Origin of the sequence: Nocardia sp. NPDC046763, from assembly GCF_040645495.1 — a bacterium.
Lineage (GTDB): Bacteria > Actinomycetota > Actinomycetes > Mycobacteriales > Mycobacteriaceae > Nocardia.
In genome coordinates, this window is the sequence record NZ_JBEYYI010000017.1 from 45478 (window position 1) to 72041 (window position 26564).

The following is a 26564-nucleotide window of genomic DNA, read 5'->3' on the forward strand; positions in this document are numbered from 1 at the left end:
ATGCCCACCTTCGTCGACCATGCGAAGAACTTCTTCCCGTCGCTGATCATCCGCTCACCGTTTCACAGTCTCATGAGCGCGAAATACGGCATTCTGACCTTCACCGGACGCAAGTCGGGCCGAATCTATTCGACGCCGATGGCCTATGTGCGCGAGGGCAATCGCGTTCTCCTGTCCACGGATTCGCCGTGGCACCGTAACCTGACGGGCGGCGCGCCGGTCACGCTGCTGCTGCGCGGCCGCACGGTTCAGGGTGTGGCCACCCCGGTGTCCGACCCGGCCGAAGGCGCGGCCATCCTGCGCACGCTCGTCGACGCCATTCCCTCCTACGCGGGTCCGGCGGAGTTGGCCACCGAGAACGGCCGCGTGCCGGACGCCGAGATCGCGCGCGCGGTCACCACCGGCGGCCGGGTGAGCATCGCGGTGGAATTGGGTGCGGGGCAATGACGATCGGACGGGTCATCGTCGCGGGCGCCGGAATCGGCGGCCTGACCACCGCCATTGCCCTGCGCAGGGTCGGCATCGATGTCGTCGTCGTCGAGAAGGTCGGCAAGGCCGAGGATCTCGCCAAGGGTGCGGGAGTACACCTGTGGGCCAATGCCTTACGAGCGCTTCAGCATGTGGACCTCGCCGAAAGGGTCGCCGCGATCGGCACCGAGGTCACCGCACATCGCTACCTGGACTGGCGGGGCCGCCGGCTCGGCGGGCTCGACCTGGCGACGCTGGGCGGCGAAATCGGCGCCCCCTCGGTCGGTGTGAGCCGCCCGGACCTGCATCGCCTGCTGCTCGAATCCGTCGGCGCGGAGGCGTTGCGCCTGGGTGTCGAGGTGATCGGCTTCGAGCAGAACACCCGGCGGGTGCTGGTCCGGCTCGCGGACGGCAGCAGCGTGGAGGGCGATGTGCTGGTCGGCGCGGACGGAATATCGTCGATCGTCCGCAGGCAGTTGCACGGGCCCGCCCAGCCGCACTACTCCGGGATAACCGCGTGGCGCGGCATCACCGATTACACCGATCCGGAGATACCGCCGGGGGAGATGCGAATCTACTGGGGGCCGGGCGCTCGGATACTCCACTACAACGTCAGCGGTGGGCGCCTGTACTGGCTCGCACTCGTGAAGTCCCCACCCCGGGTGCCGGATCCGGCCGAAGGCCGCAAGGCCGCCGTGCTGGAGGTCTACCGGGGCTGGCCCGCCCACATTCAGCGCATGCTCGCCGCCACCGCACCCGAAGCGATTCTGCGCACCGATATTGTGGATCGGGATCCTTTGCCGCACTGGGGATTCGACCGCGCCACCCTGCTCGGTGACGCCGCCCACCCGATGACGCCCGACATGGCGCAGGGCGCCGGACAGGCGATCGAGGACGCGGTGTGCCTGTCGCGCGTTCTGGTCTCGGCCACCGATCCCGTTGCCGCGCTGCGGGAATACGAGCGGCGCCGCATCGGCCGCGCCAACGAGTTCGTCAAGACCTCGCGCATCGTGAGCCGCATGAGCCTGCTCGAGGCCGCACCACTGCGTGCGGTCCGGGACAACGTCGTGCTGCGCACCGTCTACGCCATGCAATCCGCCGGCCGGGCCCGCGCCGATCTCATTCCGCAGTTGTAGAAAGGAACCAGTCCGATGTCGATCGAAAACCAGACCCGCCCGGCCGGAGTCGAGGCGCCGGTCTTCACACCGGCCACGCGGCGCATCGCCGGAATCCTGTTGCTGATCATGGTCGGCGTGGAGTTCGGCGGATACTTCCTCACTCAGGTCGACACCGGCAAGGTGCCGCAGACCGCATTCCAGGAGAGCTTCGAGCGCGCCGGTCACGCGCACGCGGGTGTGCTGCTGATCCTCGCGCTGATCTCGTTGATCCTCACCGACTCCGTCCGGCTGACCGGATGGTTCGGCCTCGTCACCCGGCTGGCGACCCCGGCCGCGGCCGTGCTGATCTCGGCGGGATTCTTCCTCTCGGCGATCGGCGACGGGCGTACCCAGCCCAACCCCCTGGTGGTGCTGCTCTGGCTCGGTGTGGCCAGCCTGACCGCCGGATTGGTCAGCCTCGGCGTGGCCCTGCTGCGCCGCTAGCCGTTCCGAATACCTCGTCTCGAAGAAGTTCCGCTTCAGGAGTAGTCATGTTCACGCGCATCGCCATCGTCAACCGTGGGGAGGCGGCTCGCCGCCTGATTCATGCGGTCCGGGAGTTCAATGCCGAGCACCGAGATCGCGAACCACTACAGACCGTCGCGCTGTACACCGATGGCGAGCGCCACGCGGGATTCGTTCGCGACGCGGATCAGTCCTACTGTCTCGGACCGGCGTCCGCGCGGCCCTACCTGGACCTCGCCGTCCTGGAGCGGGCGTTGACCGCGACCGGCGCCGACGCCGCGTGGGCCGGTTGGGGTTTCGTTGCCGAGGACCCGGCCTTCGTCGAGCTGTGCGACCGGCTCGGGGTGACATTCCTCGGTCCCACCGCCGCGGCCATGCGTGCGCTGGGCGACAAGATCGGCGCCAAGCTGCTGGCCGAACAGGTCGGGGTACCGGTCGCGGCCTGGAGCCGCGGGCCGGTCGACTCGCTGCCGGCCGCCCTGGAGAAGGCGGAGGAAATCGGCTATCCCCTCATGCTCAAGGCGACCGCGGGCGGCGGTGGGCGCGGGATCCGGATCGTCGCCTCGCCGCAGGAGCTCCGGGAGGCATACACCCGTACCAGCCAGGAGGCGCTCCGGTCGTTCGGCAACGGGACGGTCTTTCTCGAGCGTCTGGTAAACGGCGCCCGGCACATCGAGGTGCAGGTCATCGCCGACGCGCATGGCACGGCCTGGGCGCTCGGCGTGCGCGACTGCTCCATCCAGCGCCGCAATCAAAAGATCATCGAGGAATCCGCCTCGCCGCTGCTGGATTCGGAACAGATTGCGACAGTGAAGAATTCGGCCGAGCAGCTGGCGCTCGCCGTCGGCTACTGCGGCGCGGCCACGGTGGAATTCCTCTACCAGCCCCAGGAGCGGTTGTTCGCCTTCCTGGAAGTCAACACCCGGTTGCAGGTCGAGCACCCCGTCACCGAACTGACGACCGGCATCGACCTGGTCAAGGCGCAGATCGAAGTGGCCGCCGGACTGCCGCTGCGTGGTGAGCGCCCGGCCGAGCGCGGCCACGCGGTCGAGGCTCGACTCAACGCGGAGGACGCCGACCGCGATTTCGCGCCCGCACCCGGTCGGATCGAACTGCTGCGCTGGCCGGCCGGACCGGGCATCCGCATCGATACCGGCGTGATCGAAGGCGATGAGATCCCACCGGATTTCGACTCGATGATCGCCAAGATCATTGCCTACGGCCGGGATCGGGACGAGGCGCTGGCGCGGCTGCGGCGCGCGGTCGCCGAGACCACGGTGGTGATCGAGGGCGGCGCGACCAACAAGAGCCTGCTGATGTCGCTCCTGGAAGCCGCCGAGGTGATCGACGCCACCGCCGACACCCGCTGGGTGGACCGCGTCCGCGGCGAAGGCGGTCTCGTCCCCGCTCAGCAGGCCGGAATCGCATTGGCGGCGGCGGCGATCGCCGGCTACGAGGAGGGCGAGCAGGCGCGCCGGGCCAGGTTGTGGGAAACCGGCCGCGGCGGTCGCCCCCAGGTCCTCGACGAGGCCGTACGGGCGGTGGAGGTCAAGCTCTCCGGCCGCACCCATCGCACGGTCGCGGCCCGGACCGGCGCCGACCGCTACCGGATCACCATCGACGGCATCGGATTCGACGCCTCCGTGGAGCGGCGTGATCGCTATTCGAGCCGATTGACCGTCGGCGACCGTACCTACCGCATCGTCACGGCCGTTCACGGCACCGCGCATGTGGTGGAGGTCGACGGTGTCGCCCATCGCGTGAGCCGGGACGAGGGCGGCGCCGTGCGCGCGCCCGCCCCGGCGCTGGTGGTCGCCACGCCGGTCGCCGCCGGCGACGAAATCGCCGCCGGAGCACCGGTTGTGGTGCTGGAGAGCATGAAGATGGAGACGGTGCTGCCGGCGCCGTTCGACGCGCGGGTGCGGGCGCTGCTGGTCTCCGTCGGCTCTCAGGTGACCACCGGAACACTGATGGCTCGGTTGGAGCCGATGGGCGAGGCGTCCGACGCGGCCCCGCAGGAACCAGCGGACCAGGTGCTACCGGTCCTCGCCGACGATCACTCCCCGTCGGCGACCGCGCTGCGCGCGTTGCAGGAATTGTCCTGCACGATACTGGGTTTCGATCACGTCACCGAGTCCGATTCCGCGCTGACCCGCTATCTCCGCGGGCGCAACGATCTCGTGGCGGCCCAGTTCGCGCCGCTGATCGCCGAGGCCGAGGTGATCGATGCCTTCTGTGACATGGCCGAAGTGTCGGACCCGGCGCCCGAAGAGGACTCGCACCGCAGCCGACGAGAGCAGCTGCACGTCTACCTGCAGAGCCTGGACGTCCGGCGCGGGGCGCTGTCCGCCGGATTCCGGCAGGCCCTGACGGCAGGATTGCTCCGCTACGGGGTCGACGGCTTCGACCGCACACCCCAACTGGAGCAAGCGGTGTATCGGATCGTCCTCGCGGGCAAGCGATTCGACGACGCCACCCGGGCGGTGCAGGAACTGCTCAAGGTGTGGCTGACCGAGCCGCGCCCGGACGCCGATCCGGCGGTGCGGAACGCCCTGGAACGGCTGATCAGGGTCGCGGGCGCACGCATGCCGGTCCTGGCCGAACTGGCCCGCAGCGTCCAGTTCCGCTGGTATCTGCATCCCGAGTCCGAGGCGGCTCGCGCCGCCATGCTGGCCGGCATCCCGGATGAACTGCGCGCCCTGGCGAGCATTCCGGACTCGCCGGAGCGGACGCGGCGGATCACTGCCATCGCCGATATTCCGGAGTCGCTGGACCGAATCGTGGTGGCCCGGTTGCGGCGTGACACGCACGCCCCCGTGGATCCGCTCCTGGAAGTGATGTGCCGCCGCCGCTACGGCGAACAGCAGCTGCGGAGTGTGCGCACGGTTACGATCGCGGGACGCGCCTTCGCGGTGTGCGATTACCGGCTGGAACTGCGGCCCCGTAATACCGTTCCGACCACCTGCGTCGCCACCGTGGCACGCGTGAGCGACCTGCGCGACGGTCCGACCGGCGTGCTGGTGACCGCACTGTGCGGGCTGCTCGACGGCTCGCCCGCCGACCACGTCCATGTCATCGATCTACTGCTGTACTGGCCCGACGCACCGGACTCGATCGAGGAACGAGCGGCCGATCTGCTCACGGCACTGCGCGGCACCGGATTGGCGCCGCACACTCGGCGGATCACGGTCGCGCTGGCGCCGCCGGACGGCGCTCCGCTGGAGCACTTCACCTTCCGCCGCCGCACCGGTGATCTGGTGGAGGACACCGTGATTCGTGGTGTGCACCCGCTGGTCGGGCGCCGCTTGCACCTGTGGCGACTGCGCAATTTCCATCTCGACCGCCTGCCGACACCGCCCGACATGGCCGCCTATCACCTGGTGGCCAAGGAGAATCCCTCCGATCAGCGGCTGGTCGCCATGGCTCAGGTGCGCCGCTTCGAGCCGGTGCGCGACGGCGCCGGCGCGATCATCACGGTGCGTGGTGCGGAAACCGTGCTCAATGCCTGCGTGGAGGTGGTGGCACAGGCGCAGCGGGAACTGGATCCGGTCGGTACGCGTCTGGAACTGAACCACGTGTGGCTCGACATCCGGCCGGTGATCGATGTCGACATCGCGGCACTGGCGGATTGGCTGCACGCCACCGCGCCCCAGATCGTGCGGGCGGGCATTCAGGAGGTGGTGGTCCACGGCCGCGTACGTCAGCCGGACGGCTCCTACGATTTCCAGGTCACCCGATTCCGCTACGACCTGACCGGTGGCACCGAGGTCACCGTCGATGCGCCGCCCGCCGAACCGCTGGCGCCGCTGGCGGATTACGACCAGAAGGTGCTGCGCGTGCGCCGCCGCGGGGCGATCTATCCCTACGAGCTGGTCGACCTCGTGCGCGGGGCCGGCGGCAGTTTCACCGAGCTCGACCTCGACTCCGACGGCACCGCGCTGATCGAGGTCGACCGGCCCCGTGGCCGGAACCGGGCCGGAATCGTCGTCGGCGCGGTGTCCACGCCGACCGAATTGCATCCGGAAGGGGTGCAACGGATCGTGCTGCTCGGCGACCCCTACCGCGAACTCGGCGCGCTCGGTGAACCCGAATGCGCCCGTATCGATGCCGCGCTGGAGTTGGCGCAACGCCGACGGGTGCCGTTGGAGTGGTACGCCCTGTCGTCGGGCGCCCGCATCTCGATGGCTTCCGGGACCGAGAACATGGACTGGGTCGCCCGGGTGCTGCGCCGTATCGTCCAGTTCACCCAGGCCGGCGGTGAGATCAATATCGTTGTAGCGGGCATCAATGTTGGCGCGCAGCCATATTGGAACGCCGAGGCCACCATGCTGATGCACACCAGGGGAATTCTCGTGATGACCCCCGCGAGCGCCATGGTGCTGACCGGTAAGCAGTCGCTGGACTTCTCCGGCGGTGTATCCGCCGAGGACAACTTCGGTATCGGCGGGTATGCCCGCGTCATGGGCCCCAATGGCCAGTCCCAGTACTTTGCGCCCAATCTTGCTGCCGCACAAGCTATTCTGATCAGTCATTACGAGCACTCGTATGTCGCCGCGGGTGAGTCCGGCCCGCGCCGGGCCGCGACCGCCGACCCGGTCACCCGGGATGTGACCGAGTTCCCGCACCGCCACCCGGACAGCGACTTCACCACCGTGGGTCACATCTTCAGTCCGGCCACCAACCCGGACCGGAAGAAGCCCTTCTCGATTCGCGCTGTTCTGCAAGCGGTTTCGGACCAGGACCAGCCGATCTCGGAGCGGTGGGCGGACATGGCGGAGGCCGACACCGCCGTGGTGACCGACGCCCGCGTCGCCGGTCGGTCGGTCTGCCTGATCGGCATCGAATCCGCGCAGGTCGCCCGCCACGGATTCCCGCCCGCCGACGGACCCGAGTCCTTCACCGCCGGAACGCTCTTCCCGCTGTCATCGAAGAAGGTGGCCCGCGCCATCAACGCCGCGAGCGGCAATCGCCCGGTGGTGGTGCTGGCGAACCTGTCCGGTTTCGACGGCTCCCCGGAATCGATGCGGCGGTTGCAGCTGGAGTACGGCGCCGAAATCGGCCGCGCCATAGTGAATTTCGATGGACGCATCGTGTTCTGCGTGATCTCCCGCTATCACGGCGGCGCGTTCGTGGTCTTCTCCAAGGCACTCAACCCCGGCATGACGGTCCTGGCCGTCGAGGGTTCCTTCGCCTCGGTGATCGGCGGCGCCCCCGCCGCTGCCGTGGTATTCGCCCGCACCGTCGACGCCCGCACCGCCGACGACCCACGCATCCGCGGACTCCGGCAGCGCATCGACGCCACCGATGACGCCGGGAAGCGCGCCGAACTGGTCACCGAGCTGGCCGACCTGCGAACCCGGTTGCGCGCCGAACATCTGTCGGCCGTGGCCGCCGAGTTCGACGAGGTCCACAGTATTCAGCGGGCCGTCGCCGTCGGCTCGGTCGATGCCGTCATCCCCGCTGCCGAGTTGCGGCCGCGCATCGCGGCCGCGCTCGCGACCCGCCCCGAGTAACCGACACCGATCCGAGAGGCCGCCATGAACTGGTTCGCATTCGCCGCCCTGGTGCTCACCGGCTTCACCGCCTGCGCCGAATTCGGCTCCTACGCATTCGTCCACCCGGTGGTGCGACGCCTGCCCCGGACCGAGCACCTCCAGGTCGAGCAGGGCCTGCTGAGGACATTCGGCCGGGTCATGCCGCCTTTGATGATCATCACCGTGATCATCGGCGTGAGCTACGCGGTCGACGTCTGGCACCTCGGCGGGGCCTCCCGCGCACTCGGCGTGGCCTCGGCGACCTCCTTCACGGCAGCGATCATCTCGACGATCATCTTCAACGTCCCCATCAACCTGTCCACGGCACGATGGAATGCCGAAGCGCCGCCGGAGCATTGGAAGCAGATCCGCAACAGATGGGAGTTCTTCCAGGGATTGCGTTCGTGGCTGCTATTGATCGGCTTCATCCTCCTCTCCGCCGAGATCGCCACCCAACTGGGCTGACCGAGCGTCTGGCGTTTCGCGGAGATCGAGGGTCTCAAGGAGTCGTGAACGTACCGAGCCCCGAGGAGACGTTGATGGCTACGCCGTCGGCGGTGGCGGCAGCGACGATCCGGCCTGCCCCGGTGAACACCGGCACCGGTACCGGGGCACAGTCGCAGGGCTGCTGCGCTGTTTCTCGAATTGCCATGTCGATCACACCCGATGCTCCGGTCGTCAGGTTCGCCCACCGGATCCGGGCGGCCGAGTCGAGCATGCTGCCGCCGTCGAACGGTGGTGGAGTGGCGACACCGAAGGTGGTGACTCCCGGTTGGTCGCCGACGGTCGCCGTCAAGTAGATCGTGAATTGCGTTGGAACACCCCATGATTGGGATACTTCAATCATTGGGAACTGGAACGTGGTCGTCTCCGCGGCGCGAGCGACGGCGTGCTGCTCCAGCACCGACGCACCCGCCATTGCACTCGCGAAACCCAGCCTGCCGACCACGCCTGCAACCCGGCGAATCACATTGTTCGTCACTGGCCCTCCTCGCATTCGATTCCGGCGTGCATCGAGTGATTCCTGTGTGCGTCGAGGTCGGCGGCGTGCTGACGACTGCCCTGAACCAGCACCCTGCCAGTAAACAACCCGAGATGCGATATTCACGGCATCGCCTCGCGCGTCGCCGCAGGGCAACCTGGTCGCGGTGCACAGCCACCGAACGTCAGCTAGGAATTTGCTCGGCGGCGGGACACAATAAGTGCAGGGATGACTGTTCCAGAGCGATCTGTCGTGTTCGACAGACCCACCTCGTCTGCGCTGATTGGGGCGGAACTGACATGCACCGAGATGGTGAGCGACCGAAGCGGCTCAGTGTTTCCGCGCTGGCGGCGGTAGCAAATCCGTCGTACTCGCGAATCGATACGTGGAATCTGCTCGACGACGCGTGCCGTCAGCTGGCCGATGTCGACCATGCCGGTCAGGACACCACACACGAAGCCGCCGTGGTGCGACGTCTCCTCGATCGTCTCGGCGCCTACGAGCGGTACTGGCTGTATCCGGGAGCAGAGAGACTGGCGGCGTTTCACAGATATGTCGCCGACCTCGCCACGGCGCGGCTCACCGAGGAGGTGTCGTTGGCCGTGCGCCTGCTCTCCGAGTACGGCGACCGCACGGCTCTGTTCGACACATCCGCGCCATTGGCCGATCAGGAACTCGTTGCTCGGACCAAACAGCAGCAGTTCTATACCGTCGTGCTCGGCGACGATTCCCCGCCCGGAGCTCCCGAGAGCCTGGCGGAGAGCCTGCGGGCGCTTCGCGACCCGTCCGACGATGTGCAGTTCGAGCTGCTCGTCGTCGCGAGCATCGAGGATGCCATCACCGCTGTCGCGTTGAACGGCGAGATTCAGGCGGCGATCATCCGGCATGACCTGCCGCTGCGTTCACGCGACCGGGTGCCGTTGATGAACACGTTGCTCGGCGCCAACGAGGACGTGGTCGTGACCGACCGCACCCACGACTGGGTCGAATGTGGTGAGTGGATCAGGAAGCTGCGGCCTCATATCGACCTGTATCTGCTGACCGACGAGTCGATCGCCGCGGAGACCGAGGGCGAGCTGGACGTCTACGATCGCACGTTCTATCGGCTCAACGATGTCACCGACCTGTACAGCACAGTGCTCGCCGGCATCCGGAGCCGGTTCGCCACACCGTTTTTCGACGCTCTGCGGGCCTATGCGGCCGCACCGGTCGGCCAATTCCACGCCCTTCCCGTCGCGCGCGGCGCCAGCATCTTCAACTCCAAGTCGTTGCAGGACATGGGCGAGTTCTACGGCCGCAACATCTTCATGGCGGAGACGTCGTCCACCTCCGGCGGGCTGGACTCGCTGCTGGACCCGCACGGCACGATCAGGGCGGCCATGGACAAAGCCGCCGCGACGTGGTGCGCCGACCGGACGTACTTCGTCACCAATGGAACATCCACCGCGAACAAGATTGTCGTGCAGGCCCTGACCCGGCCGGGCGACATCGTTCTGATCGACCGCAATTGCCATAAGTCGCACCATTACGGCCTGGTGCTCGCCGGCGCGTACCCGATGTACCTGGACGCATACCCACTCGCGCCCTTCGCGATCTACGGAGCGGTGTCCCTGCACACCATCAAGAAGGCGTTGCTGGACCTCGAGGCTGCCGGGCTCCTGGACCGAGTGCGCATGCTGCTGCTCACCAACTGCACTTTCGATGGCATCGTCTACAACCCCCGGCGGGTGATGGAGGAGGTCCTGGCGATCAAGCCGGATATCTGCTTCCTCTGGGACGAGGCGTGGTACGCGTTCGCGACCGCCGTGCCGTGGGCACGGCAGCGGACCGCGATGGTCGCCGCCGAGCAACTCGAATCGACATTGTCCTCGCCCGGGTACGCCGAGGAGTACCGCCGGTGGAAGGCGTCGATGGAGGGCGTGGACCGTGCCGAGTGGGTCGACCACCGGCTACTTCCCGACCCCGGGCGCGCGCGGGTGCGCGTGTACGCGACGCATTCCACCCACAAGTCGCTGTCGGCGCTTCGGCAGGCGTCGATGATCCATGTCCGCGACCAGGATTTCGCAGCCCTCGTCCGCGAGACGTTCACCGAGGCGTTCCTGACTCACACCTCGACGTCGCCGAACCAGCAACTCCTGGCGTCGTTGGACCTGGCGCGCCGGCAGGTCGACATCGAGGGCTTTCAGCTGGTCCGGAACGTCTACGACATGGCGCTGGTCTTCCGTCACCGGGTCCGCAAGGACCGGCTGATCGGTAAGTGGTTCCGCATCCTGGACGAGGCCGACCTGGTGCCCGAGGAGTTCCGGGCCTCCGAAGTCAGCTCGTACCGGCAGGTCAGGCAGGGTGGGTTGGCCGAGTGGAACGAGGCGTGGCGGTCCGATCAGTTCGTGCTCGACGCGACACGGGTCACCCTGTTCATCGGTAAGACCGGCATGAACGGATACGAGTTCCGCGGGAAGATCCTGATGGACCGGTTCGGCATCCAGATCAACAAGACCTCGATCAACAGTGTGCTGTTGATCTTCACGATCGGCGTCACCTGGTCGAGCGTGCAGTACCTGCTCGACGTGCTGCGACGGATCGCCACCGACTTCGAGCGCAGCGAGAGCGCGGCAGGCAAGGCCGATCGCGCCCTGCATCTGCGCCGCGTCGACGCGATCACCAAGGATCTGCCCGCGCTGCCCGACTTCAGCGAGTTCGACACCGCGTTTCGTCCCGACGGCGCAAGCTCGTTCGGCGACATGCGATCGGCCTTCTACGCCGGATACGAGGAGTCCGACCGCGAACACGTCCTGCTCGGCGAGGCCGGGCGCCGGCTCGCCCATGGAAAGACCCTGGTGTCCACGACTTTCGTCGTGCCCTACCCGCCCGGCTTCCCGGTGCTGGTTCCGGGTCAGGTGATCTCACGGGAGATCCTCTATTTCCTGGCCGAGCTCGACGTCAAGGAAATCCACGGCTACAACCCCGACCTGGGGTTGTCGGTCTTCACCGAGGCCGCGCTCGCGCGGCTCACGGCCCGGCGCCTGGGTGCCGCCACGGCCAACGGTGCGCCGACTGTCCCTCCGACGCGCGTGTCGGCCACCGTCGGAAGGGTCTCGTGAGCTGTCCGACGACGGAACGGGCCGGGCGGGGTGGTCGCGGCTCACCCGAGGTTGTGATCAGAGGTGCGGGTCAGTCTTGCGGGGTGTCGGTGTAGCGCTGGAGATAGAGCGGTTCGCCGAGCTTCTCGAGGAGGTCGAGTTCGGTGTGCAGGTAGTCGACATGCTGCTCTTCGTCCTCGAGGATCTGCTCGAAGAGGCGAGCCGAGGTCGCATCGCCTCGCGAGCGCATCAGCTCGATGCCCGGGCGAAGCCGGTTGACGGCGTCGATTTCGATCTGCAGATCGGCCTGTAGCTGTTCGGCGACGGTCTGTCCGATACGGAGCAGGCCGAGTTTCTGATAGTTGGGAAGCCCGTCGAGAAACAGGATTCGATCGGTGAGGATTTCCGCGTGCCGCATCTCGTCGATCGACTCATGACGGGTGTGCTGGGCCAGCTTCGGAAAGCCCCAGTGCTCCTGCATCTTGGCATGCAGAAAGTACTGGTTGATCGCGGTGAGTTCGGCCGTCAGCTGGTCATTGAGCAGTGCAATGATGTCCTTGTCGCCCTTCATGGGCGTGATAGTGGCACAGATCACACGAGGTGGCGAGGTGTGAGCGTGCGTGTCGGCTCAGGCCGCCGACGACTCGACGCCGGACGACGCCCGGGCCTGGCTGAAAACCTCCGCCAGTCGCGTCGCGCAGTTGCCGCAGCCCGGCCGCCAGCCGCACGCGCGCTTCACCTGTCGGATGGAGTGGGCGCCACTCGAAACGCAGTCGTGCACATCGTCTTCGGAGACGGCGTTGCAAATGCAGACATACACGGGCGGGCCTCGCTGGCAGGAGTGATTTCCGAAGCGGCTTACCATCTAGAGGTAAGCCTCCCCTAATTTATAGCACCGTATGGGGGAATCGGGAAGCCGGCAAACTCGGTGTGGCCGCTGCGCGGGTGGCGCCGACAATGGTCGTATGACCGCCAGTGTCCAACTGCGCGTGTACGCCGAGCTGAACGACTTCCTGCATCAGGACGTCCGGTACGCGGCGCAGCCTCGGCCGATCCGTCCCCATCAGACCGTGAAAGATGTCGTCGAGGCTGCCGGTATCCCGCATACCGAGGTCGACCTGATCCTTGTGAACGGCGAATCCGTCGGCTTCGGCCACCACCCGCAGCCCGGCGATCGGCTCGTCGCCTACCCGATGTTCGAGACGCTGGATATCGGGCCGCTGACCCGGGTGCGTCCCCATCCGCTGCGTGATCCGCGTTTCGTCGTCGACGTCAATCTCGGCGGGCTCGCGCCGTTGCTGCGACTGATGGGACTCGACGCTCGCTGTGAGTGGGACGCCGACGACGCCACTCTGGCCGCGACAGCCGCCGCGGAGAATCGCATCCTGCTCACCCGCGACCGCGGACTTCTGAAGCGCCGCAACGTGACTCACGGCGTATTCGTTCGCTCGGACCGGCCATTCGACCAGATAGTGGAGGTGATCCGCCGCCTCGACCTGGCCGATCGGCTGGCCCCCTTCACCCGTTGCCCGCGCTGCGGCGGCCTGCTCGCCGACGTGCCCAAGCAGGACATCATCGATCGGCTCCAGCCCCTCACCCGCCGTTATTACGACACTTTCCGCCAGTGCCCGGATTGCGGCCGGATTTATTGGGAGGGTTCGCATCAGCCTCGCCTGAACTACCTCGTCGCCCGAATCCGCGCCGCGATCGGGTCGGCGTAGCGGGCCGGAAAAAAACTTGCCATCGAATTGCCCGCATGTATTGACTCCGGGCAAAGGTGGAGGAGACTTGTGTATACACCGAAACACCGGAGAACGTCGCAATGGCGATGGAGACGTCCATCAAAGTGAGCGACGGTACCCACAGGATTCGGCCAGGCCCCCGGCAAGTCGATTGGAAAATCGAGTGGTCAGCGACGACTGGGACTCGAGATTTCGATAGGGACTACCGGGGACTGATCTGTTCGGGGGCAAATGTACGACGGCGCGGCGACCATCGGGGTCGGCGCGCCGTCGTTTCTCCAGTGGCGTCGCACTCACCTGCGCGACCGGATGCGCCGCGTCGATCACAATCTCGTGATAGCGAGGCGCGGGCATCGGATGATCGCCGCCGGTTTTCATCGCCGCACAGGCGCCGACGCCCGCCGTCGCAACATCCGCATACCGTCGCCGCGGTGTCGTGCGCATTCTGCAACAGCACTCGCCCCGTCAGCGCCGCCAGCACGACAACCAGCCGGCGGATGCCGACGCGTCGCATAGTGGGCAGCTGCCCGATTCACCACATGAGGCGCGGCAAGCTGGATCGGGGACGAGCGCCCACCCTGAACCCCGCTGTGTAACTTGTTCGTGATCGTGTCGTGTGGAATGACCGGCTGGGGTATACCTGCGGTATACGGGTTTCAGATCTCAGCGCCCAGGGGACTTGCCGATGTCCGGTCAGATCGATCTGCATACCGACGTGCCGCACTCGGCTCGTATGTACGACTACTTCCTCGGCGGCAAGGACAATTACGAGGCGGATCGTGATGCCGCAGAAAAGGCGTTGCAGGAGTTTCCGGCGGTTCGGGTGACCGCGCGCACCAATCGTGAGTTCATGCGGCATGCCACGCGTTTTGTCGCCGGGCAGGGGATTCGGCAGTTTCTCGACATCGGCACGGGCATCCCGACGGAGCCGAATCTGCACCAGGTCGCGCAGGAACTGGCGCCGGAGTCCCGGGTGGTGTACGTCGACAACGATCCGCTGGTATTCGCGCACGCACGAGCACTGCTGGTGAGCTCACCCGAGGGCCGCACCGCCTACGTCCAGGCCGACGCCGCGCGCCCGCGGGATATCCTCGCCGCGCCGGAACTGCTGGAAACACTGGATCTTTCGCAGCCGGTGGCCGTCTCCCTGATGGCCCTGCTCCACTTCGTGCCCGGCGACGTCCACGATATCGTCGAGACCCTCATGGAGCCGCTGGCACCGGGTTCCTACCTCGCGATCTCGCATGTGACAACGGACTTCGACGACGGCGACTCGGACCCCGATGGCATGGCCCGCCTGCTACAGGTCTACATCGATCGCGGAATTCCCGTCCGGCCCCGCACCCGTGCCGAGGTCGAGCGCCTGTTCGGCGGCCTGGAACTGGTGGCTCCCGGCGTAGCGGTGATCCATCGCTGGCGGAGCGAGGGCATCGACCATCCACCCGGCCACGACAAGGTCGTGTCGCTCTACGGCGCCGTGGGCAGGAAGCCCTAGGCCATCGCCGGATAGGGTCCCGGCGGTGCCAGTGTGCTGACAGCGGTTCGCCAGGACGGTCTCGCAGACTGGGGGCAGGGCGGCGTGCGAAGCGTCGGTGGCCGTCCGGTTATATGAAAGCCGTTCCACCGCATCGACATCCGTACCAATTGAAGGAGTCAACCGTGCCGAATACCGCGCACCGCATCGCCCCGATCGCAGTCTTCGCCTCCCTCGCCGCCGGATTGGTCGTCGCCGCGCCGCAGGCCTCGGCGCACACCATCACCGCGGTCACCGTCGCCCCCGGTCTGGGCGGTGGCTACGGCACCGGCTGCAGCTACCAGGTGTCCGCCACCGTGGACGAGGATGCCTACCGGATCACCTTCATGGACAACGACTATCCGATCCGCAGCAACCAGAACCTCCAGGTCTCCGGCAATACCGCCTCGCTGGCCTGGACGCCGTCCACCACCGGTACCCACGTCATCACGGCCCTGTTCACCACCGGTGACCAGGCGCCCGCGACCACGACCGTGCAGGTCGGCGGCGCCGGGGTCAACCTGGGCAGCACCTGCTTCGCCCAGTAGCACCGGACGAGTTCGTCCTGCCTGCCTCGCAGGTTCCGAGGGATACCTCAACCCCTGGCACCAACCCGGCCGTTGGGCTGAACAACTATGCTGAACAGCAGCGTTCACTTCAGCTCAACGATTGGCAGGCATGGTCGACCGTCTCGAACCCGAGGCCTTCCTGATTCTCGCGGAGGAACGGCATTTCGGGCGGACGGCCCAGCGCCTGCGATCGACCACGGGCGCATCGGCCAGACTCCGCAAACTCGAGCGCAATGTCGGTGCGCCGCTGTTCGAACGCACCACCCGCCGGGTGCGGCTCACCTCGCATGTGCGCGAGGTAGGGAGGTAGGCCGGTGGTTGCGGTATCGGCGGGGGAGGAGCCCCGCGTGCAGGCCGAGGCGACCGACAATGTCCGGCTGCCGCAATCGATACTGCGGCACGCGGTTTCGGCGGGACTGGAACCGCGACAGCTCACCCGGGACTCGGGGGTACCCACGTGGACGCTGAGCGACGGCGAGGAGTATCGCGTCCCCAGCGCCGGATACCTGCGCACGTGGGAGGTGGTCGAGCACGGGCTCGGTAACCCGGATGCGGCGCTCGAGATCGCCGAGCGGTACGTCCTGGGCCAAGTGGGTTTGTACGACTACCTTTTCAGCACCGCGCCGACGCTGGGGGCGGGGCTGGAACTGTGCGGAACGTACCTGGGGGCCATCACTACGAACTTCCGAATGGAGCCGGGTCTCGAGACCGAGGAGGAGGTCACCTTCGACATCGGCATGATCAATGGCGAGGGCCGGGGCCGGGAGTTGGCCGCGCAGTGGGGTCTGGCGGCGATCTTCACACGCAGCAGGCTGGTCATGGACGGGCCGGTGAACCCGGTCCGTATCGCGTTCCACCAGCGGGCCCCGCGCAACCACGACCGGCTGGTCGAGTTGTTCGGCACCGACGCCATCGATTTCGGCGCGCCCGTGGACAGCATCACGGTCAGCACCGCCGATCTGGTCCGCCCGCTGCGCACCGCGGACCCGCGGCTGGCCGAGATCCTCCAGCGGTACGCGGCCACCACCCAGCCCGTGGCGCCGCCGCGCGCGGCCACCTGGACCGACCATCTGGGCCTGGTCATTTCGGCTGCCCTGGAGGAGGATTCGGTCACCATCGACCAGGTCGCCGCCCGCCTGTTCCTGAGCCGCCGCTCGCTGCAGCGGCGACTGGCCGAGCACGGCACGACCTGGCGCACCGAGCTCGAGCGCGCCCGGCGCCGGCGGTATGAGCAGGCCGCGGTGTACGGCTCGCTCACCCGGTCCGAACAGGCGGAATTGCTCGGTTACAAGGATCTTCGGTCGGCTCGCCGCGCGGTGGAACGGTGGCGGAACTGACGGCGCTGTCGTCAGGGTTGGCACGTTTTTGCCTTGTAATTGGCGCAATCAGCCCTCGTCGCCGGACCGGTCGTCCCACGAAACTGACGGGTGCGGGGGCGAATCGAGTGGTTGATGTCGAGCGAGGGACGTGTGGGACAGATAACGCTCCTTGGTGGAGTGGGCATTTCGGCCGATGGGCAGACGAAACGAGTCGGTGGTTCGCGGGTGCGCACGCTGCTGGCACTGCTCGCCCTGCAGCCCGGCCGGGCGACGACCTGTGACGCGCTGATCGGCGCCATCTGGGGTGACAGCCTGCCGGTCGATCCGGCGAATGCTCTGCAGACACTGGTGAAGCGGCTGCGCGCGGTGCTGCCGGAGCACGCGGTGGTGGAGTCGGACGGCGGCGGGTACCGGCTGCGCATCGCGGCCGACGACATCGACATGCATCACTTCACTCGTCTGGCCGAGGAGGGCATCGGCCGGTTAGCGGCCGGTGAGGCCGGCGCCGCCGCCCGGACCCTCGATATCGCGTTCGGCCTGTGGCGCGGTCCGGCCTTCGCGGACCTGGCCGATCATCCGGACCTGTACTGGCACGCGGACCGGCTGAACCAGCTCCGCCTGCACGCGGTCGAGGCCCGCGCCGACGCCTATATCGCGCTGGGACGGGGACGTGAGCTGGTCGCCTCCCTCGAGGCGGAACTCCGCGACGAGCCGTTGCGAGAGTCCTTGGCGGTGCGGGTGATTCACGCGCTGACCACCGCCGGCCAGTCCGGCCGGGCCCGGGAGGTCTTCGACGCCACCCGCACGCAGCTGCGTCGCGAACTCGGCGTGCCGCCGTCCCGGGAGCTGGTCCTCGCCCTCGACCGTGGCGACAGCGCCGCAGCTCCGGCCACGCCCGCCCTGCCGGTCCGCCTGACCAGCCTGATCGGCCGGAAGCCCGACCTGAACCACGTGGCGGCCCTGCTGTCCTCGACCCGGCTGCTGACCCTGACCGGTCCCGGCGGGATCGGCAAGACCAGCCTCGCCCTGGAGGCCGCCACCTGCCTGGCCACCCGCTGGCCGGACGGCTGCCGCCTGGTCGAGCTGGCCGCGATCGGCGACGCCGCCACCGCGGGCGAGCACCTGCTGGCCGCACTCGGGCTGCACCCCGACCCGAATTCGGTGCACGCCTGCCCGATCCACCGCCCGGCCGTCGGCGCCGAGGTGCTGCTCATTCTCGACAACTGCGAGCACGTGCTGGATATCGCGGAGCTGGTCGCGGACACGCTCAGCCGCTGCCCCAACCTGACGGTGCTCGCCACCAGCCGCGAGCCCCTCGGCATCAATGGCGAAACCCTGTTCCCCGTACGGCCTTTGGCGTCGCCCCGGCCCGGATCGGCCCCTGCCGAGGCCCTCGGCTCCGCCGCGGTACATCTGTTCCTCGACCGAGCCCGCGCCGTCCGATCCGGCTTCACCCTGACCGACGAGAACTACGAGACGATCGCCGCCATCTGCCGCCGCCTGGACGGCATCCCGCTGGCCCTGGAACTGGCCGCTGCCCGCGTCCACACCATGACCCCCGCCCAGATCCTCCGCCGCCTCGACGACCGCTTCCGCCTGCTGGCCGGCAAACGGTCCGCCGTGGAGCGGCACCGCTCCCTCTACACCGCCATCGAATGGAGCTGGGACACCCTCGCCGCCCCGGAACGCCGCCTGGCCCAACGCCTCTGGCTGTTCCCGGACGGCGCGACCCTCGAAACCCTCCAGGAGGTCGGCCCCGGCGACATCCTGCCCCCGCTGAGCCGCCTGGTGAACAAATCCCTGGTCGAGTTCGACGGCCGCCGCTATCGAATGCTGGAAACCATCCGGGCTTTCGTCGGTTCCACCGTCTGCTCCGAACAGAGCGTCGCGTAGTCACCGAGATCGCGTGCACCGATGCGGCATTCGATCAGACCCTCGCGGTTGAATGCTCCTCCTTGTCCGAAGCGGCCGTCGTGGGCAGGGTGAAAACGGCTGCGACGCAGAGGATGCCGATGGCGAAGCAGGCGAGGGTGTACCAGAGGTTGCCGATGGGGTCGCCGTTGCGGGTGACTCCACCGGTGGCGTCGAGGAAGTCGGAGAGGGCGGTGGCCCACAGGACGGCCATGACGAGGAGGTAGACCACGCTGTAGGCGCGGACGAATCGGTTGTCGTAGGCCGGGCCGGCCGATCCGGGCTGTCGCCGGCGGGTCCACTGGCGGTACATCAGCGCGATCGCCGCCAGGGCGAGGACGATCAGTTCGAGTGCGTAGACGGTGCCGCGGACGGTCGTGCTGGTGGCTCCGAGCACGGTGGCGGGCAGCGGGAGGATGAAGGTTCCCAGTGAGGCCAGCAGGCCGATCACGATGGTGCGCCAGACCAGCTGGAGGCCGGTGAAGCGCTCGCCGCCGTCGACGCGGCGGCCGACGAACCAGTACACGCAGAACGCCAGCGACATCGGCCACAGGGCGGCGAAGACCACCACGCTCGGCAGCGGTACCGAATCGAACACGGGCTGGTTGAGCGGGTTCGAGGTCGACCACTCCCACCAGCGCAGCTGCGGCCCGATCTGATCGAAGATCTCGTAGAACGCATGGTGTACGAACCCGACGCAGGCCGCTCCGGCGATCGCACCGTAGGTCCGGAAAACCCCCAGCATGCGCACGATCTCGTAGGCGAGCGTCGCCATGAACGGATAGATCGCCACGATGTAGAGCGGCAACCGCCCCCACAGGAAATCCACCGTGAAGACGTTGTGCGCGAACATGGTGTCCACATGCCCCGAAATACCGAACGCCGCAGGGAAATACAGGGGTGGCTCGATGATGAACAGGTACGCGGTCGCGCCGAACCACAGCACCAGGTTGGTGGGATCGCCGTGCCGGCGCAGCCGCACGATGGCCCACACCAGCGCGAGTACCGAGCCGAGGATCACGGTCAGCTCGAGGACGGGCAGCGTCCAGTTCTCCAGCGCCAGCGGGTTTCTCACCTCGACCAGCCCGCCCGCCGTGTCGCAGGAGAAGCCGAGCGATCGGGCGAGCTGGTCGAAGGTGGGTGCGCAGTGGCCGGCCATCAGTTCGCCCCCGCCCCGGTCGCCGCCGCGGTGTACCAGCGCGTGACGTCGTACCCGTCGCGGTAGCGCTCGAACCACACATCGGCCAGCGCCGGCGTGTTCTCGTGTGCCGGATCATGGTTGGGCAGCTGGCTGCGGATGATGCCGCGCAGCGCGGTGAGCTGCTCGCCCAGTGGCAGGTCGTCGAAGGCCCGCGGGCCCGGGCCCGCGTAGGGCAGCGCGAAGCGGGGCAGCAGTTTGCCCAGCAGTTGTCGGTAGCGGTAGGTGGCGAACATCGACATGGCGTCGATCTTCCGATCCTCCAGTGGCACATGCTTGTTGAACCCCGCGCAGGCGATGCGCACGACCCGCAGCACATGCCGGAAGATGGACGGCGCCACCCGCATGCGGTAGAGATCGATGCCCACCAGCGAATCGAAGATGATGAGCGCGGAACTGCGGTGCTCGACCTCCTCGACGAAATGCCAGATGAACAGTGACGCGACCCGGTCGTCCCCGGGCCGGAACAGCGACGCCTCGTTGTCCAGCATGAGCTTGAAGACCGAGGTGAAGGTGGCTTCCAGATCGGCGGTGTAGGCCAGCCGGTACCTGAGCGGCGTCTCGGCGGTGAGCCGGTCGAATTCGGCGACCACCTCGTCGAGGGTCTCCTGCAATCCCGGGTAGGCGCGGATCAATCCGCGCACATGCTGGCGGTGCGCGGTCGAATGCTGACCCTCCTGCCGCATGAAGGCGTCGGCCTCCTCGGCGACGACGGGGTCGGTGAATTGCGGTTTGGCCTGCGTGATCATCTGCACGATCATCTTCTCGAAACCGATGGCCAGGAACGACACCGCGTTGGCCATGCTGGAGAAGGCCGGGTTCTCGGGATTCCAGAGGAACGGCACGTCGTGTTCCTCGAACGCGAAAGTCAGCTTCCGCACAATCAAATCCGTCATGTCGGGCGATACCTCGTCTTCCGGAGGTGGATGGGTCCGGTGGCCCGGTCGCGCGCTCCGATGCCGCTGTGAACATACAAACATACACAAGAGCGTACAAGTGTATGATTAGAAATCCCAGCTCAGACCGTATGCCGTACCGGGTGGGCCGATCCCGCGTGTTACGGTCGGGCCGTGGCAAGAAGGCGCGGGTGGGGCGGGAGTCCGCCGGAGAACGACGAGGAGGCGTCCCGTCGAATCGTCTCCGCCGCAGTCGAATTGATCGCGCGCACCGGTGCGGAGATCAGCATCGCGGACGTCGCGGAATCGCTCGGGGTGATCCGGCAGACCGTGTACCGGTACTTCCCCAGCGCGGACGCGCTCATGCGGGCCTCGGCCATCGCCTCGGTGGACGACTTCCTGGATCGGCTGGCCGCACAGGTCAGCGGCATGACCGATCCGGTCGAGGCCATGACCGAGGGCGTCGTCTACACCCTCGCCGAGGTGCGCCGGACGCCGCACCTGGGCATCCTGCTGGCCGCCACCTACTCCAATGCCGACCCCGCCGGGATCACCTCCGCGGAGGCGCAGGCGTTCGGCATCACCATGATCAAACGCTTCGACGTGGACTGGCGGCACTACGGCTACGACGATGAATCCCTGCGCGAGCTGGTGGAATTCCTGCTGCGCACCATGCAGTCGTTCTTCATCTCGCCGGGCAATCCGCCGCGCGAAGACGCGGAGTTGCGGCGATACCTGCGCCGCTGGATGGGGTCGGCGATCATCGCTCAGGCGAGCACCGTGCCGGGTGCGCCGAACGGGCGGTCGTGAGTGCGCCAGGTCATTCACTAGGCTGATCGGTTGTGTCGGATTCACGCTCGATGGAGGTTTCCCGCTCCGGTACAACGCTTTTCGTGCTCGTACTGGGTGCGGTGCTGGCGTTGGCACTGGTGTTCACGACGGTCGATCCCTGGCTGGAGAAGGCGGGAATTCTCGCGGGCGGGCTCGATGTGCACATCTACCGCGAGGGCGCCTGGCGTTTGCTGCACGGGCATTCGCTGTATCGGGACGAGACCGTCGGCGGGCTGCTCTACACCTACACGCCGTTCTCGGCCATGGTGTTCATCCCGGGTCTCGCCGTGCCCGCGGCCTGGATCACCAATGCGTTCCTGCTGGTGAATCTCGGTGTGCTGTATGCCTGCGTCCTGCTGTGCTGGCGGATGCTCGGCTACCGCATGAGCACGCGCTCGGCGGGTATCGGTGCGCTGCTGGCGATTACGTGCGTCTTTCTCGAACCGGTGCGCACCACGCTGTTCTACGGGCAGATCAACCTGGTGCTCATGCTGCTGGTGCTGTGGGACTTCGCGCGGCCCGAGGGCGGGCGGCTGCGAGGTCTCGGCGTCGGGGTGTCCGCCGGGATCAAGCTGGTGCCGGCCTTCTTCATCGTGCAGTATCTGGTGCTGCGCCAATGGCGTTCGGCCGCGACGGCGTCGGTGACGCTGGCGGCGACGATCGCCCTGGCCTGGCTCGTCTCGCCCGGTGATTCCCGCCAGTACTGGTTCTCGACCTTCTTCCACTCCGAGCGCATCGCGCCCGATATCGAGCCGGCCAACCAGTCGGTCCGCGGAGTGCTCGCGCACCTGACCGGGGGCAGCGAGCCGGTCTGGCTGTGGCTGATCCTCGCGGGCGTGTCGGCGGGTGCGGGCCTGACACTCGTTGTCGTGCTGGACCGCTGTGGCGAGCGGCTGCTCGCGGTCACGTTGGGCGGGATGACGGCCTGCGCGGTGTCGCCGTTCTCGTGGGGGCACCACTGGGTGTGGTTCGTCCCGCTGCTGGTCCATCTCGTGCACCGGGCGCAGACCCGGCCGCCGTGGTGGTTCGCGGCGGCGCTGCTGTTCGTGGCCACCGGGGCGTGGACGTACCAGTGGACCCCGGATTTCGCCTCGGTCGGTGTCTTCGTCCTGCCCAAGCCCTGGCATACCGAGCCGATTCTGGAGAACGCCCACGTGATCGTGTATGTGTTCGCCCTGCTGTACGGCCTGTCGGTGGCGCGCCGCGCCGAGGTCGAGCGGCCCCGGTCATCGGTCGCGGATCCGATCCGCGTCGGCTGACACGCACGGGATTCGCTGCGGGTCATGTTCGACGATCCGATACTCGATTTATTCATCGTGATTTGCAAGAGCGTTGCGGTACCGGGGACGGGATTGTCTGGGAAATTCATGGCAAACTCGCTGCTGGGGTGAAAGGTGCGGTCCCGCGGTGAATTTTGTTCCTTTCCAAGGCATTTCCCGGACTATTCCGGCAGGAATGGATTTGCTTGCCATCCGTCCAGTCTCCGGCAACGAATAGGAGATCAGCACAGTTGCCGGTTCGGGTACGAACCCGCTGGTAACGGTTATTAGTTCAGAATTTCCACGAAGGAGAAAAGGCCCATGATTCCGCACTTGATCGGTGACTTCATCGACGCCGTGAACACCCTCATCGCGAAGTGGTTCCTTCCGTAGAGCCGCCGGCCCGGGGCGGTCCGCCGCCCCGGCCCCCGATCCCACCCGTGCTACCGTGCCCCGGAACAGGAGGGCGCACATGGTGAAAAATGTTGTGGCACAGGTTGTGGGCGGGCTCAATGCCGGTATCGTGGCGCTGACCAAGCTCCCGGTGATCGGCCCGCTCATGGGCCGTGGATTCGTCGTCATCACCTACACCGGCCGCCGCTCGGGCAAGACTTTCTCCACGCCGGTCAACTACTGGCGTTCGGGCGACGAACTCGTCATCGGCGTCGGCATGCCGGACAAGAAGAGCTGGTGGCGCAACTTCCAGGGCGAGGGCGGGCCGATCTCGTTGCACCTGAACGGCGTCGACCGCACGGGGCGCGCGGTGACCCAGCGCGACAATGGCCGGGTCTCGGTGCGGGTCACCCTCGACGACAAGGTCTGAGCTCCACCGCGGCCAGGCCGTGGCCCATTGCGCACGCCATGGCCTTCTCGAAAACGCGGTACGACGCGGCTGAGCGTCTCTCCGGGCGGATTCGCGTTGCCTCGCCGCGGGGTCCGTGCCAGCCTGGTTGCAGTGGGACACCTGCCCGGGCATGTCGATGTGCGTCCGGCCGGGTGCTCGAGGAGGCAGCCGTGAAGGACCGGGCAGGACTCGAGGAGCGCTCGGCGCTGCGCGTCACCGTCGATTTCACCGATGCGGCCCATCGGTCGCTGGGGGTCGGCTGGTCGGTGGACGCCGCAACCTACCGCCGATTCGAATCAGCGCGAATCTTCCTGGTGGCGCTCGGTTCCCGGCCCTGCCGGACCTATCTGGGGCTGGTCGACGGGCAGGACAGGACCTCGATCCAGCTGCCCGAGGCGCTCCCTGCGGGCGCGTACGCCATCGATGTCGACGCCTACGGCAGTGCGAGCTGGGGCGACGGCCGGCTGGATGCCCGCGGGCGTAGCCCGGTCTTCACCGTCGAGTCCGAGGCGGCCGAATCCGCCGGTGCCGATTAGCGCGGTGCGTCGGGCAGCCCGGGGCGGGCGAAGTCGACCGGCCCGAGGAGGTCCGCCACCTGGCACAGTTGCCCCGCGAACCAGGGAATCAGGTTCGGGTCCTTCAGTTTTCCGCCGGGCGCGAAGGTGAGCAGTTCGTTGCCGACCAGGCTCCACTGCGGCACCGCGCCCGCGATGTGCGCGGCGACCAGCGCCGGTCCGACCATGGCCTTGGCGTGCGCCGGGGCCATCGCATCGATCCGGAAGCGGGCGTCGAACAGCGCATTGCCGGTGGCGGTCGGCCTGTCGCCGAAAAGAGCTCGGCCGAACTGCGACATCAGTCCGCGCTGCCGCACCGCGAGGGCGGGCTGTGGCCGGTCCAGCAGCACCAGCGCCACCAGGTAGCGGTGCGTGGTGGTGGTTGTGGATTCGCCTGTGCTCGAGGTGGTTTCGTACGAGTACTCGGCGACCGTCACCCAGCGCCCGCCCACTCGTCCGGTCAGGGTGACGCCGAGTCCGCGGCGATTGCGTCCGGGGAGCCGCGCGGTCCACGACGCGGCCGACCGTTCCCGGAAGGTCCAGCCATTGGCCACCGCCCAATCTCGCAGTCGCGTCTTCCGATCCCGTTCGGCGAGAATCGTGATGGGCAGCAACACCACCGGCAGTACCAGCGGGACCCCGAGCATCACACCGAAAACAAGCACCGCCGCCTCCATCCCCGTCCCCTTCTACCGGCGTTCGGTCCTGCGGGACTCGAACTGTTCGCGGTGCCAGCCTTCGCGTGAAACCTTCCGGTTCGCTTAACAGATCATTGGGCCGCAGCGGTATTGGCATCTTGTCGAAGAACTCTTCAACATCTTGTTGAATGTGACTTGTGACGCACCCGACCCGCATCCGAACTGGCCCAGCGCATTTCGATTCGCCCCAGTGCCGCAATCTGATTCGGGGGGACCCGACCCATCGGCAACGGCTATGCTGCTCGGCGAACCGCCGCGCCGGGAACCGGGGAGCGGGGGAGGATCGAGGGGTGCGGCCGGGTTCGGCCGTGGAGTGAAAGGCACAACAGGATATGCGGGGTGGATGGGCCAAGCGGGGCCTGGCGGGAGCCGCGGTGGCCGTATTGCTGCCGTTCGGGGCGTTGACGGCCGGATCGGCTGCGGCGGATACGAATCCGGATGCGTTCGACTTCTATGTCGACTCCAGTATGGGTTCGATCAAGTCCCGGATCGTGCGCGCGGCCGACGGAAATACCGACCGAGTGGTGTACCTGCTCGATGGCGAACGCGCGCAGAATGATTACAACGGCTGGGAGATTCACACCAGCATCCCGGCGGCGCTGGCCAAGTTCAATATCAATGTGGTGATGCCGGTCGGTGGCGAATCCAGCTTCTATCAGGACTGGGATGCCCCGAGCAGCTTCGGCGGCGCCAATCCCGACGCGTCGCTGTTCCCGAGCCGGGATTCCGGTTCGGCGGTCGCGGGCTGGGACGAGACCTCCGGCAAGTCCTACACCTATCAGTGGGAGACCTTTCTCTCCCAGAACCTGCGTAATGCGCTGCGAGATCGACTGGGGTTCAGCGACTCTCGCAATGGCATCTTCGGACTGTCCAGTGGCGGTAGCGCGGCCCTGCTGATGGCCGCCTACCACCCCGACCAGTTCGACTACGCCGGTTCGCTGTCGGGCTACCTGTACATGTCGGCGCCCGGCATGCGTGAGGCGCTGCGCCTGGCCCTGCTCGCGGCCGGCGGCTACAACATCGACTCCATGGCCGCAGCGGGCAGCGCCAAATGGCAGCGGATGGACCCGTACGGCTTCATCCAGCAGCTGATCGACAACAACACCCGCCTCTACATTGCCGCCGGCAGCGCCGTCCCCGCCCAGCAGGACCTGTCCTCCGCGGACGCGGTCATCCAGGGCATGCCCCTGGAAGGCATCGCCCTGGCCAACACCAAGGCCTTCCAGTCCCGCCTGCAGTCCCTCGGTTACGACAACGTCAGCTACGACTTCCCGAGCATCGGCGTCCACAACTGGGGCAACTGGGAGCAGGTCGCCAACCGCATGCTCCCCGACATCGCCCAGCACATCGGTAAGCCCCTCCCCCCGGGCGCCCAGCCCGCCCAGTCCCCGGCCGACGCCCCGCCCGGCGGCCAGCCCCCGAACGGCGCCCCGCCCGCCGGAGCCCCGGCCCCGCAAAACTGACCGCACCCAACCGAATCAACAGCGCCAGAATCGAAAGACCCGCCGCCGCCCGAGCATTCGGACGGCGGCGGATCTCTTCTG

The 26564-nt window shown here is 67.4% G+C and carries 22 protein-coding genes and 1 pseudogene; 17 read left to right on the forward strand and 6 right to left on the reverse strand.

Translation table 11 applies throughout. The annotated features are described in order from the left end of the window. The 5 genes from ABZ909_RS26015 to ABZ909_RS26035 are packed head-to-tail and all read left to right on the forward strand — an operon-like array spanning position 1 to position 8089. Positions 1–447, forward strand: coding sequence for a nitroreductase/quinone reductase family protein (locus tag ABZ909_RS26015; RefSeq protein ID WP_357004071.1), 447 nt, complete (start codon positions 1–3; stop codon positions 445–447). Further along, the gene (locus ABZ909_RS26020) at positions 444–1604 is read left to right on the forward strand and encodes an FAD-dependent monooxygenase (protein ID WP_357004074.1); all 1161 of its coding nucleotides are present in this window, start codon (positions 444–446) and stop codon (positions 1602–1604) included. Before ABZ909_RS26015 ends, ABZ909_RS26020 begins: the two co-directional genes overlap by 4 nt. Before the next feature lie 15 nt (positions 1605–1619). Next, positions 1620–2069, forward strand: coding sequence for a hypothetical protein (locus ABZ909_RS26025; RefSeq protein ID WP_357004077.1), 450 nt, complete (start codon positions 1620–1622; stop codon positions 2067–2069). A gap of 47 nt (positions 2070–2116) precedes the next feature. Continuing rightward, on the forward strand, positions 2117–7603 hold the full coding sequence (locus ABZ909_RS26030) for a carboxyl transferase domain-containing protein (RefSeq protein ID WP_357004080.1): 5487 nt from the start codon (positions 2117–2119) through the stop codon (positions 7601–7603). A 24-nt stretch (positions 7604–7627) separates the two neighbouring features. Continuing rightward, entirely contained in the window at positions 7628–8089 is a 462-nt protein-coding gene (locus tag ABZ909_RS26035) for a DUF1772 domain-containing protein (protein WP_357004083.1), read from the forward strand. Between the two features lie 34 nt (positions 8090–8123). Here the strand turns inward: ABZ909_RS26035 and ABZ909_RS26040 are convergent, their stop codons facing one another. Then, positions 8124–8732 (reverse strand): hypothetical protein, encoded by a 609-nt coding sequence (locus ABZ909_RS26040; RefSeq protein ID WP_357004085.1) that lies wholly within the window; start codon positions 8730–8732, stop codon positions 8124–8126. Positions 8733–8905: 173 nt separating this feature from the next. Between ABZ909_RS26040 and ABZ909_RS26045 the strand changes: the two are divergent. Beyond that, positions 8906–11617, forward strand: a pseudogene (locus ABZ909_RS26045) (aminotransferase class I/II-fold pyridoxal phosphate-dependent enzyme); the annotation flags it as partial. Positions 11618–11777: 160 nt separating this feature from the next. Here ABZ909_RS26045 and bfr read toward each other — a convergent pair. Next, on the reverse strand, positions 11778–12257 hold the full coding sequence (gene bfr / locus ABZ909_RS26050; RefSeq protein ID WP_357004088.1) for a bacterioferritin: 480 nt from the start codon (positions 12255–12257) through the stop codon (positions 11778–11780). Positions 12258–12314: 57 nt separating this feature from the next. Continuing rightward, entirely contained in the window at positions 12315–12551 is a 237-nt protein-coding gene (locus tag ABZ909_RS26055; RefSeq protein WP_357004091.1) for a (2Fe-2S)-binding protein, read from the reverse strand. Between the two features lie 100 nt (positions 12552–12651). On the opposite strand from ABZ909_RS26055, the gene ABZ909_RS26060 reads away from it, so the two are divergent. The 6 genes from ABZ909_RS26060 (at position 12652) to ABZ909_RS26085 (ending at position 18722) form a co-directional block, all read left to right on the forward strand. Then, positions 12652–13407 carry a Mut7-C RNAse domain-containing protein gene (locus ABZ909_RS26060; protein ID WP_357004094.1) on the forward strand — a complete coding sequence of 252 codons (756 nt, stop codon included), beginning with the start codon at positions 12652–12654 and terminating at the stop codon, positions 13405–13407. Positions 13408–14113: 706 nt separating this feature from the next. Further along, a complete protein-coding gene (locus ABZ909_RS26065; RefSeq protein ID WP_357004097.1) occupies positions 14114–14923 on the forward strand; it encodes an SAM-dependent methyltransferase in 810 nt (269 codons plus the stop codon). A gap of 164 nt (positions 14924–15087) precedes the next feature. Continuing rightward, a complete protein-coding gene (locus ABZ909_RS26070; protein WP_357004100.1) occupies positions 15088–15489 on the forward strand; it encodes a hypothetical protein in 402 nt (133 codons plus the stop codon). 130 nt (positions 15490–15619) lie between these two features. Continuing rightward, positions 15620–15820: a LysR family transcriptional regulator gene (locus ABZ909_RS26075; RefSeq protein WP_357004103.1), complete on the forward strand. Its 201-nt coding sequence runs from the start codon at positions 15620–15622 to the stop codon at positions 15818–15820. 4 nt (positions 15821–15824) lie between these two features. Continuing rightward, a complete protein-coding gene (locus tag ABZ909_RS26080; protein ID WP_357004106.1) occupies positions 15825–16847 on the forward strand; it encodes an AraC family transcriptional regulator ligand-binding domain-containing protein in 1023 nt (340 codons plus the stop codon). Between the two features lie 207 nt (positions 16848–17054). Next, entirely contained in the window at positions 17055–18722 is a 1668-nt protein-coding gene (locus ABZ909_RS26085; RefSeq protein ID WP_357004109.1) for a BTAD domain-containing putative transcriptional regulator, read from the forward strand. A gap of 34 nt (positions 18723–18756) precedes the next feature. On the opposite strand, the gene ABZ909_RS26090 is transcribed toward ABZ909_RS26085, so the two are convergent. Both ABZ909_RS26090 and ABZ909_RS26095 read right to left on the reverse strand, forming a co-directional pair. Continuing rightward, positions 18757–19899: a hypothetical protein gene (locus ABZ909_RS26090; RefSeq protein WP_357004111.1), complete on the reverse strand. Its 1143-nt coding sequence runs from the start codon at positions 19897–19899 to the stop codon at positions 18757–18759. Then, the gene (locus tag ABZ909_RS26095) at positions 19899–20834 is read right to left on the reverse strand and encodes a metal-dependent hydrolase (protein ID WP_357004114.1); all 936 of its coding nucleotides are present in this window, start codon (positions 20832–20834) and stop codon (positions 19899–19901) included. Before ABZ909_RS26095 ends, ABZ909_RS26090 begins: the two co-directional genes overlap by 1 nt. A 174-nt stretch (positions 20835–21008) precedes the next feature. Between ABZ909_RS26095 and ABZ909_RS26100 the strand changes: the two genes are divergently transcribed. The 4 genes from ABZ909_RS26100 to ABZ909_RS26115 all read left to right on the forward strand — a co-directional run bounded on the left by ABZ909_RS26100 (position 21009) and on the right by ABZ909_RS26115 (position 24304). Further along, positions 21009–21644 carry a TetR/AcrR family transcriptional regulator gene (locus ABZ909_RS26100; protein WP_357004117.1) on the forward strand — a complete coding sequence of 212 codons (636 nt, stop codon included), beginning with the start codon at positions 21009–21011 and terminating at the stop codon, positions 21642–21644. Between the two features lie 83 nt (positions 21645–21727). Continuing rightward, positions 21728–22924: a glycosyltransferase 87 family protein gene (locus ABZ909_RS26105; protein WP_357004120.1), complete on the forward strand. Its 1197-nt coding sequence runs from the start codon at positions 21728–21730 to the stop codon at positions 22922–22924. A gap of 472 nt (positions 22925–23396) precedes the next feature. After that, complete coding sequence (locus ABZ909_RS26110; protein WP_357004122.1) at positions 23397–23747, forward strand: nitroreductase/quinone reductase family protein; 351 nt, start codon at positions 23397–23399, stop codon at positions 23745–23747. 191 nt (positions 23748–23938) lie between these two features. Next, positions 23939–24304: a hypothetical protein gene (locus tag ABZ909_RS26115; protein ID WP_357004124.1), complete on the forward strand. Its 366-nt coding sequence runs from the start codon at positions 23939–23941 to the stop codon at positions 24302–24304. Here the strand turns inward: ABZ909_RS26115 and ABZ909_RS26120 are convergent. Further along, entirely contained in the window at positions 24301–24987 is a 687-nt protein-coding gene (locus ABZ909_RS26120) for a hypothetical protein (RefSeq protein WP_357004126.1), read from the reverse strand. The two genes, ABZ909_RS26115 and ABZ909_RS26120, sit on opposite strands and share 4 nt — an antisense overlap. Before the next feature lie 365 nt (positions 24988–25352). Here ABZ909_RS26120 and ABZ909_RS26125 point away from each other — a divergent pair, with 365 nt between their 5' ends. Then, positions 25353–26483: an alpha/beta hydrolase family protein gene (locus tag ABZ909_RS26125; protein WP_357004128.1), complete on the forward strand. Its 1131-nt coding sequence runs from the start codon at positions 25353–25355 to the stop codon at positions 26481–26483. The last annotated feature ends 81 nt before the right edge of the window (positions 26484–26564 follow it).

What these genes read in the sequence shown, in the direction of transcription:
- ABZ909_RS26015 (WP_357004071.1), top strand. Translation starts at nt 1, where the DNA reads ATGCCCACCTTCGTCGACCATGCGAAGAACTTCTTCCCGTCGCTGATC.
- ABZ909_RS26020 (WP_357004074.1), top strand. Translation starts at nt 444, where the DNA reads ATGACGATCGGACGGGTCATCGTCGCGGGCGCCGGAATCGGCGGCCTG.
- ABZ909_RS26025 (WP_357004077.1), top strand. Translation starts at nt 1,620, where the DNA reads ATGTCGATCGAAAACCAGACCCGCCCGGCCGGAGTCGAGGCGCCGGTC.
- ABZ909_RS26030 (WP_357004080.1), top strand. Translation starts at nt 2,117, where the DNA reads ATGTTCACGCGCATCGCCATCGTCAACCGTGGGGAGGCGGCTCGCCGC.
- ABZ909_RS26035 (WP_357004083.1), top strand. Translation starts at nt 7,628, where the DNA reads ATGAACTGGTTCGCATTCGCCGCCCTGGTGCTCACCGGCTTCACCGCC.
- bfr (WP_357004088.1), bottom strand. Translation starts at nt 12,257, where the DNA reads ATGAAGGGCGACAAGGACATCATTGCACTGCTCAATGACCAGCTGACG.
- ABZ909_RS26055 (WP_357004091.1), bottom strand. Translation starts at nt 12,551, where the DNA reads ATGGTAAGCCGCTTCGGAAATCACTCCTGCCAGCGAGGCCCGCCCGTG.
- ABZ909_RS26060 (WP_357004094.1), top strand. Translation starts at nt 12,652, where the DNA reads ATGACCGCCAGTGTCCAACTGCGCGTGTACGCCGAGCTGAACGACTTC.
- ABZ909_RS26065 (WP_357004097.1), top strand. Translation starts at nt 14,114, where the DNA reads ATGTCCGGTCAGATCGATCTGCATACCGACGTGCCGCACTCGGCTCGT.
- ABZ909_RS26075 (WP_357004103.1), top strand. Translation starts at nt 15,620, where the DNA reads ATGGTCGACCGTCTCGAACCCGAGGCCTTCCTGATTCTCGCGGAGGAA.
- ABZ909_RS26090 (WP_357004111.1), bottom strand. Translation starts at nt 19,899, where the DNA reads ATGGCCGGCCACTGCGCACCCACCTTCGACCAGCTCGCCCGATCGCTC.
- ABZ909_RS26095 (WP_357004114.1), bottom strand. Translation starts at nt 20,834, where the DNA reads ATGACGGATTTGATTGTGCGGAAGCTGACTTTCGCGTTCGAGGAACAC.
- ABZ909_RS26110 (WP_357004122.1), top strand. Translation starts at nt 23,397, where the DNA reads ATGGTGAAAAATGTTGTGGCACAGGTTGTGGGCGGGCTCAATGCCGGT.
- ABZ909_RS26125 (WP_357004128.1), top strand. Translation starts at nt 25,353, where the DNA reads ATGCGGGGTGGATGGGCCAAGCGGGGCCTGGCGGGAGCCGCGGTGGCC.